The 16,295-nt window shown below is 56.2% G+C and carries 10 protein-coding genes; 7 read left to right on the top strand and 3 right to left on the bottom strand.

What is annotated here, in order from left to right:
* Positions 1-70: 70 nt before the first annotated feature.
* From tssC to JQ575_RS32020, 3 genes are all read right to left on the bottom strand, one after another.
* Positions 71-1,570: a type VI secretion system contractile sheath large subunit gene (gene tssC, locus JQ575_RS32030; protein ID WP_212037173.1), complete on the bottom strand. Its 1,500-nt coding sequence runs from the start codon at positions 1,568-1,570 to the stop codon at positions 71-73.
* A gap of 14 nt (positions 1,571-1,584) precedes the next feature.
* On the bottom strand, positions 1,585-2,124 hold the full coding sequence (gene tssB, locus JQ575_RS32025) for a type VI secretion system contractile sheath small subunit (protein ID WP_212037172.1): 540 nt from the start codon (positions 2,122-2,124) through the stop codon (positions 1,585-1,587).
* Between the two features lie 158 nt (positions 2,125-2,282).
* Complete coding sequence (locus JQ575_RS32020) at positions 2,283-3,716, bottom strand: type VI secretion system ImpA family N-terminal domain-containing protein (RefSeq protein ID WP_212037171.1); 1,434 nt, start codon at positions 3,714-3,716, stop codon at positions 2,283-2,285.
* A 537-nt stretch (positions 3,717-4,253) separates the two neighbouring features.
* Here JQ575_RS32020 and JQ575_RS32015 point away from each other — a divergent pair.
* From JQ575_RS32015 to tssM, 7 genes are all read left to right on the top strand, one after another.
* Positions 4,254-5,300, top strand: a complete 1,047-nt coding sequence (locus tag JQ575_RS32015; RefSeq protein ID WP_212037170.1) for a hypothetical protein — start codon at positions 4,254-4,256, stop codon at positions 5,298-5,300.
* Between the two features lie 222 nt (positions 5,301-5,522).
* Complete coding sequence (locus JQ575_RS32010; RefSeq protein WP_212037169.1) at positions 5,523-7,445, top strand: type VI secretion system Vgr family protein; 1,923 nt, start codon at positions 5,523-5,525, stop codon at positions 7,443-7,445.
* A 61-nt stretch (positions 7,446-7,506) separates the two neighbouring features.
* Entirely contained in the window at positions 7,507-8,115 is a 609-nt protein-coding gene (locus JQ575_RS32005; RefSeq protein WP_212037168.1) for a DUF6931 family protein, read from the top strand.
* Between the two features lie 123 nt (positions 8,116-8,238).
* Positions 8,239-9,690, top strand: a complete 1,452-nt coding sequence (tagH, locus tag JQ575_RS32000; RefSeq protein WP_212037167.1) for a type VI secretion system-associated FHA domain protein TagH — start codon at positions 8,239-8,241, stop codon at positions 9,688-9,690.
* 134 nt (positions 9,691-9,824) lie between these two features.
* Positions 9,825-11,162, top strand: a complete 1,338-nt coding sequence (tssK, locus tag JQ575_RS31995) for a type VI secretion system baseplate subunit TssK (protein ID WP_212037166.1) — start codon at positions 9,825-9,827, stop codon at positions 11,160-11,162.
* Positions 11,159-12,727 (top strand): type VI secretion system protein TssL, long form, encoded by a 1,569-nt coding sequence (gene tssL, locus JQ575_RS31990; protein WP_212037165.1) that lies wholly within the window; start codon positions 11,159-11,161, stop codon positions 12,725-12,727. The genes tssK and tssL overlap by 4 nt, the downstream gene beginning before the upstream one ends.
* Before the next feature lie 26 nt (positions 12,728-12,753).
* Complete coding sequence (tssM, locus tag JQ575_RS31985) at positions 12,754-16,293, top strand: type VI secretion system membrane subunit TssM (protein WP_212037164.1); 3,540 nt, start codon at positions 12,754-12,756, stop codon at positions 16,291-16,293.
* Positions 16,294-16,295 lie beyond the last annotated feature (2 nt).

Here is a 16,295-nt window from a genome sequence, read left to right as displayed (position 1 = left end):
ATCACGGCACGATGTGAGGCAAAGCCTCTAATCTTGGTCTTCGAATCGGCTTCAGTAGTTCAATGAATTTTCACTTCGCAACGGGTAACCGCGAAACCAGGCGCAGGCCAATGTCCATCCCCTCCAGCTGGAAATGTGGCCGCAGCTCGAAGGTTGCAGAGTAATATCCCGGATTTTCTTCGTTTTCAACGATCGTTATCTTCGCACCAGCCAGTGGCCTTCGGCACTTTACGCTCTCGCTTGAATTCTTTGGATCACCGTCAACGTATTCCATGATCCAGTTCGTCAGCCACTTCTGCAGCTGTTCCTTCTCATAATATGAGCCTACCTTGTCGCGCACCATACACTTTAAAAAGTGAGCGAATCGACTGACCGCAAACATATAGGGCAAGCGCGATGCCAAATTGCTGGAGGCCGTCGCTTCAGGGTTATTCTGGTAGGCCTTCGGCTTGGCTAGGGATTGGGCACCGATGAACGCAGCCCGGTCGGTGTTCTTGCGGTGAATCAGTGGAATCAATCCTGATTTTGCGAGTTCAGCTTCGCGGCGGTCGCTGATGGCTATCTCGGTCGGGCATTTTAGATCAACGCCGCCATCATCGGTCGGAAAGGTGTGGGAAGGCAGATCTTCGACCTCACCTCCCGATTGAACGCCGCGTATACGGGCGCACCACCCATATTCCTTGAAGGCGCGGTTGATATTTGCCGCCATCGAGTAGGCCGCATTCATCCATGCGTATTTTTCACCCTTGTGAGCGTCCGTATCCTCTTCGAAGGCGAACTCTTCGACAGGTTCGGTTTTGGCGCCGTACGGCAGCCGGGCAAGCACACGCGGCAGGCAAAGGCCAACATACTTCGCGTCGTCGGAATCCCGCAATGACTTCCAAGCCGCATATTCTGGTGTATCGAACAGCTTGCTCAGATCACGCGGATTCATCAACTCGTTCCACGAATCCATACCCATCAGGGTCGAATCTGCGGCCGCGAAGAACGGCGCATGTGCCGCACCAGCGATCTTGCTGATGTCCCGCAATAGCTGCACGTCGGTCGGCAAGTGACTAAAATAATAGTCGCCAACCAGGCAACCATAGGGCTGACCGCCCAACTGGCCGAACTCCTCTTCATACACCTTTTTAAATAAGGGGCTTTGATCCCACGCCGCGTTAGGGTACTGCCGCAAGTGACGGTAAAGCTCGCCTTTGGCGACATTCATCACGCGAATCTTAAGCATCGCGTCCGTCTCGGACTGGAACACGAGATATTTGAGACCACGCCACGCGCTCTCGATTTGCTGAAATTCCGGCGCATGAAGAACTTCATTCAATTGCGCCGACAGCTTCTTGTCCAGCTGTGCGATCATCTCCTCGATCGTATCCAGAACATCGTTCTTGATCAGGCTCGTGTTGGCGAGAGCCTGCTCAACCAGCGTCTGGACCGCGTTTTCAACTTCGGTGGCGGCACGTTCGGTTCGTGGCTTAAAACTTTGTTTCAGTAGCGCCGCGAACTCATCGGCCCCGCGAGTTTCCGGGAGCGCTTCATGGACGGTTTGCGTTGCCGCCGTTTCGGTCGCCATGGCCAAATCTCCGGTCAGGATTTGCTCTCAGTGTTATCTTCGCCCTCGCCGCCCTGCTCGGACGCACGGTTCTTGACCGCCGCCATGAGTTGCGGGTCGGACAAGAGCTTGCGCAACTGCGCCTCGGCGGCAACCTTGCCGTCCATGTAACGTTGCAGATTGGCGAGTTGCTGGCGCGCTTCGAGCAGCTTGGCCAAGGCCGGAACCTGCTTCGCGACGGCCGCCGGCTCGAAGTCCGCCATTTTGTCAAACCGCAGGCTCACGCCCATTTTCTCACCAGACTGTTCAGACAGCTTGTTGTCGACACGGAAACTGACACCGGGCTGAATTGCCGCCATACGAGCATCGAGATTGTCCATGTCGAAATCCAGAAACTTGCGATCGGCAATTTCCGCTTTTTCGGCGCCCGGCGCATTACCGGACAGATCCGACATTACTCCCATGACGAAGGGAAGTTCGATCTTTTCCTCCGCATTCGCCGGGTTCTCGTAGGTGATATGCACCCGCGGCGGGCGATTTCGACGAATGAATTTCTGGCCGCTATCCTTTGCCATCTAAAGCTCCAATTCTAAAATCCGAGCTGTCGAACCAAAACCATCACAACCGACCAGTCCGGCGGATATATCAATCAGTTCTACTGATTAGACGGAATTTTTTCTATTCCGTCAATTGTCATGAACGTTTCGCCCCGCTTTCCGCGACGGTTAAAAACCTATTTATCGGCACCAATGTTTTTCAGTGCGGCCTTCGGCAGCACATCCCGAAGCACCGCCATGAAATCCCGTTCGGCCAAAGCTCTGGCGCGCTGGCAAAGCCACGGCACGGGACTCGAGGGTTCGGTTCTGCGAAAGTGCCGCTCAACCTGCTCCAGCAACGCAATGGCTTGCGGACGCGATTCGATGCGATAGCGGCGCTGCGCCGCATCTGTGGCCGGCATGCCCCCCGCCATAGAACCGCCTCCAGTAAACGAATCCGGCTGCATCGCTATTTCTGACGGCTTGGGAAGCTTGCCGAGCGGCAATTCGAATACCTGATCACCGCCTATCTGGAACGCCACTTTATCCAGCTGCGTGGGGACCAAGACGCTCATCACTTCGAAGAATGACTTGCCGACCAGTTGGTGTGCCTGCCGAACCAACGGAAGTGTGGGGCTCGAGGGCTCCGACAGAGCGTAGTATTCGGCTATCGCCGCCAGCGCTTCTTTTGCGTCGGCAAGCGCCCCTCCCGCGGTGCCGAGCGAATTCGAGGTTGTCCCCGCCTCATTTTCTGCCACACCGTCGTCGACCGTAGTTCCGTCCACCATACTGGTCACGCTTTCGGCCGCATGCGGGTCGATGAACGTAACGATCTTGTCTACGAGTGCAGGCAGATTTTCGAGGCCAACCGAAGCCCCGTGCTTCGCGAACGCCCCGCGTATGCGGCCGACGGAAGTCCTGAGCAACCCAACATCCCTGCGTACAGCAGCAATGGTTGCCGGATCGGCATCGCCCCTCGCAGCGCTGATGTTGGCAACATTCGACGTGGGCTCGCCGTCGCGCGCCTTGACTTCCCCATTCGCTATCATCCAGGCGCGATAGCTGATCGCCCCAATCCGACGAGCCTCGAATAACGGCGTATATTGCAACGCGAACACCACTGTCGGCAATTCGAGCGCCGCCAAAGCTGATTGGCGTGCAATCATATCGCCGTTCTCAATCCGCGGATGCACGGTATCCCAATACAAATCAAGCGACTCGGCTATGGCGGCAATGCTTGCTATGAACCCTTTCAGATCTCTGTTGAGGACCATCAGGCGAGCGCGCGTGACCATTAACCGGACATCGATGGTGCGCCGCAACAGTGGCTCAAGCGCATCGATCTGTCCGGGCAGGTCGACTGTCGTACGATCGAAAGGCTTGCCATCTTCGACAGAAAAGAATGATGGCGGGAAGACGCCTTCAACAGCCGCAAAGTAATTAAGATACGCTGCATCCCCGTCGACATCGAGGTCAGGCCCGCAAGGCTCCTCGGCGGAAATCGGCTGACAGAACGCGGCGACTGCGCGATCCAAATCGCCGGGAGGCGCTGGATTTGGCGTTTCGGCGACTACCGGTCGCAACGGCTCTGTGCCGCGCTCCAATATGGCCGATGAGTCCTGTTCCGACACCGACGCGCCCCCCATTCGGGCTTCTGCTCAAACGCAGTCTTACTCGCAAAACAAGGCCAGTCGGCCACTCACCGATGACCTGTTCAATCCTATAGTTGATACCAATAACGCCTTTGTTATCCCTTTGCCACTGTGCTGCTTCCAGCCCAAGTTTTGAACAGCAGATCCCGTTGGCCCAAGCCGCCGAGTTCCTCGGTCAACCCGCCTTGGCCCGGAACAAAGCAAATACGAACACCGCGCGATCGTGGAAGCCGAGGGTCATCGGGGAATTCCAGTTTCCTACAATGGCATTGCGCCCCCAAAGAGCGGTGTTCCGCGCGACATCGCACCCGCATGGCATCATGCCGTCCGCTTCGTGAAGCCGCGTGGCAGGTGCCCCCTCCCCTGGCCACCGAGAACGCACATCACCCCCAAGCTCCACTCCTAAGAATCGCCGACGCGCGCCTCCGCGGCAGCGATACAAAAAAGCGTCATGTGGCGCCCATAATCCAAGCTAGTCTAGCGATTATCTGGAATTCATAATCACCGGAGAACGCCATGGGTCATTTCAAGATCGGCAAAAATACCATCATCAATGAAATCGCTTTAGACTCCACACCCAAGACCGGCGGAGCGAAGCGGATCACGCTATTCTACGACGGATGGGGGCGGAACGACCACCCGAGTCTCGTCATCGGCTCGCGCAAGCTGCAGGAAGACGGATGGGCGAAAATCGTCGACAAGACGTTCGACGCGAAGCGGGCGCGCGTCCAGTTTACGATTGAGGCGGTCCCCAACGCGAGCGGCATCACCTATGTTTGGGACTCAGGCGGGACAGCCAATGATATGCTGAGCTTGCGGGTCGGCAACGTGCTGAACCACACCGGCATGAAACACGATCTGATCGCCGATCTGGGGCGTAGCGAAAATCCGTTCAATCTTTGGGTTTATCGTCGAATTTTCGACCCTGCCAATAATGATTTGGGAGATAAAACCGTTCGAAAGGAGTTCTTAAAGGACTGGCAAGATCGATTGGTAGACCAGCCTCTCAAGCAAAACACCGATCCCAACGTTGAAAAAAAATGGAACTGCGGGGCCGCTATTGATGCTTTCAACCGAAGCAGCTTCGGGTCGTCACACGATGTGTGGGGGATGCGGCCTTATATGAAGCCTATGAAGAAGAACGCCTTCGGCTTGCTCATCAAGTCGATTGATTTTCTGAACGACGAAATCAAGGCGGGTGCACAGCGCATGAAAAATTCACTGGCAGAAGGTACGGCGACAGTATTGTTCGTGGTACACGACGATAAATTCGCAACGGACCAAAACGGCCACATCAAAGCGTCAAACCTGACGCACTATGTATCGGTTGTAGGTTGTAACGAGGATGGAAGCGAATTTCTCGTCCTTGACCCTTGGCCTGGCGGAATGAAGCTCAAGTACAGGAGCGGAATTTTCGATTCGATGGGCGGCGTGCAGTCGAACTTCATGGGCATTATGAGGTTGGGTCCGAGGTGGGGAGACCTCGATAGCAAGGGCCGAATTCTCGCTACCCCTCAACCCAAGACGGGCTCACACGAATATTTTGCCGTAAGGGGCGGATGACGCCTTCAACTTTATCAGTCATGCGAACTTCCCAAGAGGACTGAAGACAAGGCGTGATTGTTGGCCGCGGCTGGGCTGGTTCAGTGAGTGCCGCGCACTCACGTCCCAGACGTGGCGAGCCACCTGAGAGTAGACTGAACCCAATCGATGGTCGCTCGACAAAATACGAAGGTTCGAATAGCTTTTTCCACCGGAACTCTTTGTGAGAGGGTGGAGGGCTCGATGGCACTTACTCAAACCGACGTCGTCGCGGAATTGACAACGCCGTTGGGCAAAGACGTTCTCGTGTTGACCCAATTTACCGGGTCCGAAGGGCTGGGCGAACTATTCGAATTCCAGGTCGACGCGCTCAGCGAACAGTCGAACATCAATTTCGACGCGGCGCTCGGCAAATCGTGCACGATCAAGCTTAAAGCCTATCGGGGCAAGGTTCGCAGGTTCGACGGCATTCTCACCCGAGCACAATGGGTGGGAAAAACAGACGACTTTTTCCACTACCGGCTGGTGCTGCGTCCTTGGTTTTATCTCTTGGGCTACAAGGCCGATTGCCGCATTTTTCTCGACAAGAAGGTCAAGGAAATTATTGAGGAAGTTTTCACGAAGGGTGGATTTCCCGATTTTGAATTTCGTCTCACCGGCGACTACGACAAGATCCCCTATTGCGTTCAGTATCGAGAAACCGACTTGGCCTTTTGCTCCCGGTTGATGGAACTGTACGGCATCTACTATTTCTTCGAGCACCGTAACGGCAAGCACATCATGGTGCTGGCCGACTCACGGTCCTCCCACCAGACCAACCCGGACGTCCCCAAGCTACCCTACTTGCCTTTGCAGGGCACAGAACTGCACGTAGACCAGTTGCTCGGCGCCTGGGTTTCGGAACGTCGCTTCCGCACAGGCAAGATCGAATTTAATGATTACGACCCTCAGAAGCCAAGCAAGAAGCTTCGGGCGCCCAATCAGGGGACGGAGACCTACCAGCATGCGAAGCTTGAGGTCTATGACTATCCTGGAAAATATGACGAACTGAGCAAGGGAAGCAAGTTTTCGAAGTTCCGACTTGAGGCCGAGCAGTCGTACGATCACCGCCGATATGTTGACGGGGACGCGGCTTCCCTGTTTCCAGGCACCCTCTTCACGGTCGAACGACATCCGATCGATACGGAAAATCGGGAGTTCCTGGTAGTACGTTGCTCGCACCGCTTTGGCACCCAGCATTACCGCACAGGCTTGGGCGGTGGAGGCCCCGAGGAGCAGGTCTATTACGGAAATTACGAATTTCAGCCGAGCGATCGCCCCTTCCGTATGCTCCCGGTGACCCCGAAGCCGCTTATCTGCGGCATCCAAACCGCTAAGGTGGTGGGCAAGAAGGGCGAGGAAAGCGAGGAAATCTCGACCGATGAGGACGCTCATATCTGGGTGCAATTCTTCTGGGATCGCGAGCCGAAGAAATCCTGCCCGGTGCGCGTCGCTCATGCCTGGTCGGGCAAAAAATGGGGCACGCAATTCATCCCGCGTGTTGGCATGGAGGTAGTCGTCGAATTCCTTGAAGGCGATCCTGACCGGCCGTTGGTCACCGGATGCGTCTACAATGGCGACAACAAGGTACCCTACGACCTGCCAGGCAAGAAGACCCAGTCGGGCACCAAGTCGGACTCCACGAAAGGCCATCACGGCTATAATGAATTCATGTTCGAGGACAAGAAAGGCGGTGAATTCATCAGGCTGCATGCCCAGAAGGACCACCTCGTCAACGTCAATGCCAACCAGACAGGGAACGTTGGCGTGGTTAGTCCCGATTCACCCTATATGGGCGGCGACCAGACCTGGACAGTGGGCGGCAATCGGTCGTGGACGATCCAGAAGGGTAACGACACATTGGAGATCATTTTAGGGAATCAAACCATCACCCTCGACATCGGACAGCAGACGGTCGACGCAATGATGGGGATCACGCTTAACGTATGTTTTGGCATGAGCACCATCGCAATCACGCCAGCGGCGATTTCGATGCGTTCTCCCGTAGTCAACATTCAGGCAGACGCCTCGGTCAATATCCTGGCACCCGCGGTAAATGTCGCCACCACCCTCAATACTCCGCTGTTGGTTACCGCGGCCGCCGTCGTCGCCGGCATACCCGTTTAGACCGGCTCGCAACGTGGGGCGGTCGATGCCCCTTGTTACATCCGGTTCAAGATGCGAAGGTTTGACGATTTATGAATTTTTTGCGAACACGCCGCATACCGACGCCCGAGGTTGTTTGATGTCCCGAGTCCGTTTCGCAACCGCTCAGGCCCTGTTCGACGCATTCCCGGAAGTGATTCACAAGATCAGCGTAGCGCCGACCGGCCAAGCACCGTTAGACTTCCTAAGATCCTTGTCGTCGGCCGGCAAGCTGCCGGACGCTGTGGCGTTCTGCGCCTATCTCTTGCCTCGGCGAGAGGCCGTATGGTGGGCATGCGGAAGTGTCAAAACCCTGACGATCGATGCCGCGCAAGACCGGTCTCCGGGCTTCTTGGCCGCTGAATCCTGGGCCTATCAGCCCGATGACCAGCACAGGCAGACAGCGTTGGATATCGGGAATAATGGCGACCAAAACTATCCCGCCACTTGGCTGGCGCTTGCCGCTGGATGGGCCGGCGGGCTTCACGCCTTGGGTGAACAACACGTGCCCACTCCGCCGTATATGACGGCTCGTGCCGTCCGCATCGCAATCCTGCTCAGTGCTGCAAGGGTTGGAAGCGCCGAACGTCTGGCACGTTTGCGGTTCTGTATTGCTGAAGGTATCAAACTGGCCGAAACCGGATTGGGGTAGGAGGCGTGACGATGACTGGAGGCAAAGGCCGCCCCGCTTAGAAGCGACTGGACGAAACGGTATTGGCAGGCGCAAAGTTCGCTGCGATGCACAAAGGGATGATACCCTGTAAAGAAGCAGGCTATGGCACTTACACTGAGAATTGAGAACCAAACGAGCCTGCCAGACGGCGGGCCACTGAGCATTTCGATAGAGGGCAAGCGCGGGATCGATATCGGTCGCAATCAATATCTCGATTGGACACTTCCGGACTCGAGCCGCCTCATATCCGGCAAGCACTGCGAAGTGCGATGGCGGGATGGCGGGTACTGGCTCCACGATATCTCCGCCAACGGAACCTTTCTGCAAGGCGACGACAATCGGCTTAAGGCGCCGCACCGATTGCGCAACGGAGATCGATTTGCCGTCGGGCACTATATAATCGCGGTAGAACTTGACCAAGAGATCATCTCCCCAACGACCCCATCGTCAAGCGTTCCGGCGCCTGACTACGCCGCCATTTGGAATCCAAACGAGGATATACCGGCCCCCATCGACCCGAAGGAGCTAAAGGGCTCTAACGACCTCAGACCCCTTCAGCCAGACTTTCTCGATTGGGCCGTCGATGTCCCGCCAGCCAATTCCCCACCGGCCTTCGATCCGCAAAGCGCGCCGTTGCGCTCCGAGGCCGCGCATGTCGTTGCGCAGCTTGACGAAAGTTGGTCCAGCGGAGCCTCCAAGGTTCGGTCTGCGGAACCAGTACCCAATCCTGCCCCGAATCCGCGCAGACCTTTACCTAGCCCCCCTGGAGCAAACGTGTGGGCTGCCGAAGCGGCCCCTGCCGACAACTCACTTCCGTCCAGGTTCGAAACCTCCAGCGGCAACCGTGGAGGTTTACCGCCTGCGATTCCTGCGAAGCCGAGCGCGTTTGAACGCCCGGAAAAGCAAGGCGCGGAACAGCCCGATCGCGAAGCTGCGCGGGAGTATCCGGCGGCGATGGCAGGTGCGGTTGGAGCAGATTTCAACCGAATGTTTGCTCGCGGGGCCGGACTAGCCGACAATCCGTTTGGATCGCGAGATCCAGCCGAATTCGCCGAGCAGCTCGGTCAATTGACAATTCTCGTTCTCGAGAACATGCGACAACTTCTCGATGCGCGCCAGCAGGCGAAACGTTTCGTCCGAAGTGCGGACCAAACTACGATTCAGGCGTTCGACAACAATCCACTCAAGTTCGCCCCGACTGCGGAAGACGCCATGCGCATCATGTTTGGCTCCAAGAACCGCGGCTATCTCGATGCTCATGGAGCAGTGATTCAAGCATTCGACGACGTAAAGCGACACCAAGTCAAGACCTACGCAGCTATGCAGCAGGCCCTAAAGCTGATGCTCGAGGAATTCGATCCCGCAAAGATCGAGACCAAGTCCCAGGCCGATCGCGGCCTGGTAGCCATGGTAAGTTCCAACAAGGCTCGGTTATGGGATACTTATGTCGCCCAGTGGCAGGCGCGTACTCAGCATCAGAACGACGGCATGCTCAAGGTTTTCATGGATTACTTTGCCGAGTGTTACGACCGCGTTGGAAATGATGTAGGATAGATTGCTATAGTTGACGGAACGCCATTTTCTGCTTGCGCAATGGATAGCCCGACCCGGCACCTCGCCGTGAGAGAGAAAGTAGTCCCAGCCCAGTGAGTTGATCCTGGGCACCGATAGATAGGTAACGATCAAGAATGTCCTGGTACACGAAGGTGGCATGGACGGAGGGGCTGTTCTTACGGCCACAGCACTTTCAGCAGAATGACCGCTATCATGAGCATCTGCTCACGTCGCGGGTTCGCTACGCGACACCCTATCCATGGGGATTTTCTTATCTGGAGGTCGACCGAGACCTTGCACAGCAAAGCAAATTTGGGCTTCGGCGAGCCGCCGGCGTTATGCCGGACGGTACTCCTTTCGAAATCCCTGCCGATAGTCCACTGCCCCCACCCATCGTGATTCCGGACACCGCATCGCAACAAATTGTCTGGCTATCAATCCCGGTCGCCGCCGCTAACACGCGCGAGGTCGATGAGCGCGACGTTGAAAGTGCAGCTCGTTTCGTGATGAACGCTGAAACTTTCGTTGATTCCAGTTCGACCCTTCGCGTCGAAGAAGAGATTGACGTCGCCTTCCCCCGGCTGGGTTATGATCTTCGCAAATCAGCGAAGCCGGGCTATATCGGCCTAGGTATGACTCGCATCCTCGAGGTAAGGGACAAGCAGATCGTATTTGACGAAAAATATGTGCCCCCCTTGCTGCTGTGCAGCGCACATCCGGTGGTCAATGGCTGGATCGACCGTGCGATCGGATGGATAGACAACAAGCTTGAGGAACTGGCACGCTATGCGGCCGACCCAACCGCCGGGGGAGGCCTTCAGAGCGCTGATTATCTGGTCCTGCAACTGTTGAACCGCCACATTGCGGTCTTGAAGCACTTTAGCTCCTCCGGCTACCTGCACCCTGAACGGCTGTTTGAGGAATTCTTGCGACTAGTCGGTGAGCTTGCGACTTTCGCGACACCCGAGCGACGAGCGCGTGATTATCCCGCTTACGATCATGACGATCTCGAGAACGTCTTCGGGCCGGTAATGCGCGATCTCCAAGATTTTCTGAGCGCACGCCTCGGTCGCAGGGCCATTCGCCTCGAAATCATCGAACGAGCCAACAACGCGTTTATTTCCACAATTCGCGATCGAAGTTTGTTTCGCAACGCAACGTTCGTGCTCGAGGTTGCTGCTCGTCGACCGCTCGTCGAAATTCAGAACGATTTCCCGCACCTGTTTAAGGTCGGCCCGAACACCAAGATGAACGAAATTGTTCACGCGAATCTCCCCGGTCTGCCTTTGGTCCACCTGCCGACGCCGCCACCGCATATCCGGGCCATTACCGACCACGTCTATTTTTATCTGGACAGAAAGTCGCCGCTCTGGCCAGAATTCAGCAACGCAGCGTCCATCGGCATGCATTTCTCCGGAGACTGGCCAGCACTCGAGTTGTACCTCTGGGCCATCCTTGAAGATCGACGATGAGTGAAAAGGACAAACCAATAGATCCTTTTGGACGTGGTGAGCGAACCATCATCCGTCCCAATCCGGGCGGAAGGCTGCCCCAGCCTCCCTCTCCCTATTCATCCCCCGACGCGCAACGGGAGTCCGCTCCCGACGCCCGAAATCCATTCTCGCCAAGCCCGCTTTCCGTCTCTCCCGCGTCATCCCATCCCACGGCGTCCCAATACCAGCCGATACCGCCACCCGTCGCGCCGGTCATCGCACCTTCCTCGCCATTCGCTGCGGCTCCATCCAGTCATGCGCCAGAAGAATGGATTTCTTCGCAGAATGTGCCTGCGGCCCAGCAACAGCGACCCGCGGCGCCGATACTGCTTGTCGATGATCTCGTCGCACCGAACGCCAATCCAATTATGCGAGCCGCCGGGCCGCTCCTTCAATTGTTGGGACGTCTTCGCATCGCGCTCATGCGTGCGTCGTTCGCGAGTTTGATGGACCAAGTTTCTGATGCGGTGAAATTCTTCGAAACCGACATTAGGTCCGCAGGTACTTCCGAGCAGCAGGCAAACACCGCCAAATATATTCTTTGTGCGACCGCCGATGATATTGTTCAGCATATCCCCACGGACGAGCGACATGTCTGGGCTCAATACAGCATGCTCAGCCGATTTTTCGGCGAACGAGTGGGCGGTGTGCGGTTCTTTGAAATTCTGGATCGGCTTAAGCAGGATCCGCTGGTCAACTATCCCATCCTTGAGTTGCAGCATGCCTGCCTTGCGCTTGGCTTCCAGGGTATGCACAGGACCTCAGCGGGTGGCGTAGCCGGACTGCAATTGATCCAGCGTAACCTTTACGAGCTGCTTCGCCAGGTTCGCCCCAAGGTCATGCGCGATCTTTCGCCGCATTGGCGCGGCCAGGCACTAGGAAATCGCCGGCAGCGTATTCGTATTCCGATCTGGCTGGTTGCTTCCGTCGCAGCAGCACTTCTTTTTGCGGGTTTCGTTACCTTACGCACCTGGTTGACCTCAAATGCCGAGAAAGCGGCACAGGTGGCCTTATCGCTGCACCCATCCGACAAGATCGAACTGAAGCGAAAGATCATCGCGCCTCCCCCGCCTCCTCCGCCCCCACCTCCGCCCCCGGAGCGAATTACGCAGCTACAGCGAATTCGTAATGCGCTCGCGGCAGAAAACACTTCCTGCAAGATGACCGCCGATCAGACCGCGAGTTTCATCGTCATCCGGGTCTGCAACCTCATTCTGTTCGAGTCAGCGCAAGCAACTGTTCTCGAGCAATTCAAACCTGTAGCTGCACGTCTCGCTGCCACGTTAGAAAAGGAGCTCGGGAAAATCCGCGTAGTCGGCCACACCGACAATACTGCAATGCGAAGTGCGCGTTTCCCGTCAAATTTTGAACTATCGCTCGAGCGAGCCAAGGCCGCTGCCGCCGTACTGAAGCGGGGTCTCTCCGACACCAGTCGAGTCGAAGTTGAAGGAAAGGGAGCTGACGCACCGATCGACACGAACTCTACACCGACAGGACGCGCCAACAATCGTCGCGTCGAAATATTCATCGCGCGAAGTGAATAACAGTCGGGATAATGAAGGCGACAGGAATGACGCTTAGCAAGGAAATTGTTCGTATAGTCCTGATCGGGATCGGTCTCGGATCGCTGACGTCTTTGATATATTTTGCCGGTCCGCTGGTCGCAATTGGCGATTGGCGTCCTCTCAATAATCCGATCATCCGCCAGATAGCGGTTGTCCTGCTCGTGGCTGGAGTGGCGAGTTTCGGCACCTTTTCATTTTATCGAAGACGGAAGGCCGCAAAGCAAATTTCCGAAGCCATCACCGCTGAAAACGAACCGGTCAACGACGAGCCTGTGCTTAAGGAGCGGATGGCGGATGCGCTGAAGACGCTGAAAACTGCGAGCGGTGGCAGCTCCGGATATCTCTACGATTTGCCATGGTACATCATTATCGGTCCGCCGGGTGCCGGCAAGACGACCGCGCTCGTGAATTCCGGGTTGAAGTTTCCGCTCTCTCAGGGCGCGACGCCAGCGGCTATCGCTGGCGTCGGTGGAACGCGGTATTGCGACTGGTGGTTCACTGAAGAGGCAGTGTTGATTGATACCGCTGGCCGGTACACGACGCAAGATTCCGATGCAAAATCCGATAAGCAGAGCTGGTTCTCTTTTCTTGACCTCTTGAAGAAAAGTCGCCCGCGCCAACCCATTAACGGAGTAATCGTCGCGATCAGCGTGGAAGATTTGCTGACTTTGCCGGCAGCCGAAATAACCGCACACGCCAATGCGATCCGCGCGCGACTGCTTGACCTCCATCAGCGCCTCAAAGTGGATTTTCCGGTCTACGCCCTATTTACCAAAACAGATCTGGTTGCGGGCTTTACCGAGTATTTCAGCTATCTGAACGAGGCCGGTCGCCGCCAGGTCTGGGGAGCAACTTTTCAAACTGCTACCAAGAAGAAGAATCTCGTCGGCGAGATACCCAACCAGTTCGATCAATTGCTGGAGTGGCTCAGTGAGGATCAGATCGACCGGCTGCAAGAAGAGCCGTCGCCCAACTATCGGGTTTCGCTATTCGGCTTTCCCACGCAAATGGCGCATCTCAAGCATGTGGTGTTCAATTTCCTCAATCAGATTTTCGAGCCAACCCGCTATCACGTGAACGCAACACTGCGGGGCTTCTATTTTGCGTCAGGAACCCAGCAAGGCACCCCGATCGATCAGCTTATAGGATCGCTCGCTCGCACTTTCGGAGCAGAACAGGTTTCAAGCGCTGGCTATTCGGGAGTCGGGAAAAGCTATTTTCTGACGGATCTGATTTCAAAGGTTATTATCGGAGAGGCTGACTGGGTTTCGACTGATCGGGCTGCAATCAGGCGGGCACTGATCCTCAAAACAATCTCGTTGACCCTGGTCGGACTCATCTCCATCGGACTGACAATCGGTTGGCTCACCAGCTTCAAGTACAATCGGGACCTGATCGAGCAAAACGAGCGAGCCGACGACGAATATGCGGCGGCGGCAGGCCCTCTTATACAGCAGACTTTAATTGACGACCGCGAACTACACAAAGTCTTGCCTCTGCTCCATCGGCTAAGGAATACTCCGGTAGGATACGGCAACCGCGCTTCACCAACTCCGACTTCGGCGGGGTTCGGTCTGAGTCAGCGCGACCGCCTGCAATCGTCAGCCCAAAGCGCCTATCATACGGCACTCGAGCGATTGTTCCGCCCGCGATTACTGTACCGTCTGGAGGAGCAGCTCAATGCAAGGATCGCCGACGCAGGATTCATCTATGAGCCTTTGAAGGTTTATATGATGCTCGGAGGCGTCCAGCCGCCGGATCGGGCACTGATAAAATCATGGATGCAACGCGACTGGGCCGAGAATCTTTATCCCGGACCGACCAATGCGGAAGGCCGACGACTACTTGAAGAACATCTGGCGGCAATGTTTGAGCTTGAGACCGAGCGGGCGCCGCTGGTCGAACTCGACGGGAACCTTGTAGCCGAAGCCCAGAAGACCTTGGCACGCTTGAGCGTTTCTCAGCGAGCCTACCAGTTGCTGAAATCGGAAGCGCGAGGGCCAGCGAGCGAGGATTGGATGCTTTCACGCAAAGGCGGCCTGGATGTTTCAAACGTGTTTGAAGCTGATCAAGGCCAATCTCTCGACACGATCAGCATTCCCGCGTTTTTCACCTATTATGGCTTCCACGAGAAATTCATCGCAAAGTTGGGCGATCTCTCAGAACGAATGAAGCGCGATCGATGGTTGCTGGGTGAAGCCGGTCGGCAAGCGTCACTTAATCAGCAGTACGATAATCTGGCCAGCAATTTGCTCGACCTTTATGGCAACGATTTTATTGGCGCCTGGCGGAGTGCATTGGCAAAGCTGAAAATGAAGAAGCTTCTTGCCGATAAGCCTAGATATCAGGCCCTGCGTGCGGTCTCCGCACCAAGCTCTCCGTTGCGGCTAATACTCGAATCGATACGCGATGAATCGACATTGACTCGTGAACGTCAAAAGCCGGCAAATAGCGGCAATGCGACGTCCCCGCCCAATTTGAAGACGGTAACGTCGGCACTTTTATTCAACACGCAGGATGGGCCACCTGGCGCCAAGATTGAGGCTCAATTCAAACCGTATCATGCCGTTCTGGATGGCGACAGCACTCGAAAGCCTATCGATTCGATCGTCGCAAATCTGAACGACATTGCGCAAAGCCTCACGCTGATCATCGAAAATCCTCAGCTGACCGCGCAGGCAAATGCAGCGTTGCAAGTTCAGGTCGCGGCGCTCCGCAATAATGCGGCGCGAATTCCACCACCGTTTTCAGATATGCTGCGCGGCGCCGCGGCCGAATTCGAGGGCGACATGGCGGCGTCAACGGCGGGCCAATTGCTGGTGGCACTGCGCGATCAGGTCACGCCGGTTTGTCAGCAAGTCATTACCAATCGCTACCCGTTCTCCCGCGGCAGCAATCAAGACGTACCGCTGGGAGACTTCTCCAAATTGTTCAGTCCAAACGGCGTGCTGGACAAGTTTTTTTCCCAGTTGCTCGCCCCCTATGCCGACACTTCGAGAACGGACTGGGCATGGCGGAAAGAAAGTGCCGTGGGTAATACGCTCTCAGCTGATACTCTCAAGCAGTTTCAACGTGCCGCCTATATCCGAGACGCGTTTTTTCAGAATGGAGGCACCCAGCCTATGGTCGCGCTCTCCGTACTGCCCCCAACAATTAGCGGTGCGGGCGTAAGCGCGAAAATCGAATTGGGTGGCACTCCCATCGTGAGCCCCGTTGGGCCGGCAACGACGCCCGGCCCGGCCCCGTCTCCGCCGCCCTCAGCGAGCGTCGCGCCGACGAATGTGGTGTGGCCCGGACCATCGATGAAAACCGCAATTTCCGTCACCAACGACGCTTCGAGCCAGCCATCCGTGCTGGAACGCACCGGCCCATGGTCAATGTTTAGGATCTTGGAGGCCGGATCGATGACGGTTCGTGCGGAAACTGCTAATACCACCTTCATTGTTGCCGGCCGGGAACTCAAATACCAGATCACGACCGGCTCTATCAAAAATCCGCTGAATCTCAGCGCACTAAGGGAGTTCCGCTGTCCAAGCGGTATTTGATG

This window comes from Bradyrhizobium sp. JYMT SZCCT0428 (genome assembly GCF_018131075.1).
Lineage (GTDB): Bacteria > Pseudomonadota > Alphaproteobacteria > Rhizobiales > Xanthobacteraceae > Bradyrhizobium.
Note: the sequence above shows the minus strand (reverse complement) of the source record. Positions and strands in the feature narration are given on the sequence as shown.

Excerpts from the sequence above, each read along its gene's own strand:
- JQ575_RS32010 (WP_212037169.1), top strand. The coding sequence starts at position 5,523 with ATGGCACTTACTCAAACCGACGTCGTCGCGGAATTGACAACGCCGTTG.
- tagH (WP_212037167.1), top strand. The coding sequence starts at position 8,239 with ATGGCACTTACACTGAGAATTGAGAACCAAACGAGCCTGCCAGACGGC.
- tssK (WP_212037166.1), top strand. The coding sequence starts at position 9,825 with ATGTCCTGGTACACGAAGGTGGCATGGACGGAGGGGCTGTTCTTACGG.
- JQ575_RS32015 (WP_212037170.1), top strand. The coding sequence starts at position 4,254 with ATGGGTCATTTCAAGATCGGCAAAAATACCATCATCAATGAAATCGCT.
- tssL (WP_212037165.1), top strand. The coding sequence starts at position 11,159 with ATGAGTGAAAAGGACAAACCAATAGATCCTTTTGGACGTGGTGAGCGA.
- tssM (WP_212037164.1), top strand. The coding sequence starts at position 12,754 with ATGACGCTTAGCAAGGAAATTGTTCGTATAGTCCTGATCGGGATCGGT.
- tssC (WP_212037173.1), bottom strand. The coding sequence starts at position 1,570 with ATGGCGACCGAAACGGCGGCAACGCAAACCGTCCATGAAGCGCTCCCG.
- tssB (WP_212037172.1), bottom strand. The coding sequence starts at position 2,124 with ATGGCAAAGGATAGCGGCCAGAAATTCATTCGTCGAAATCGCCCGCCG.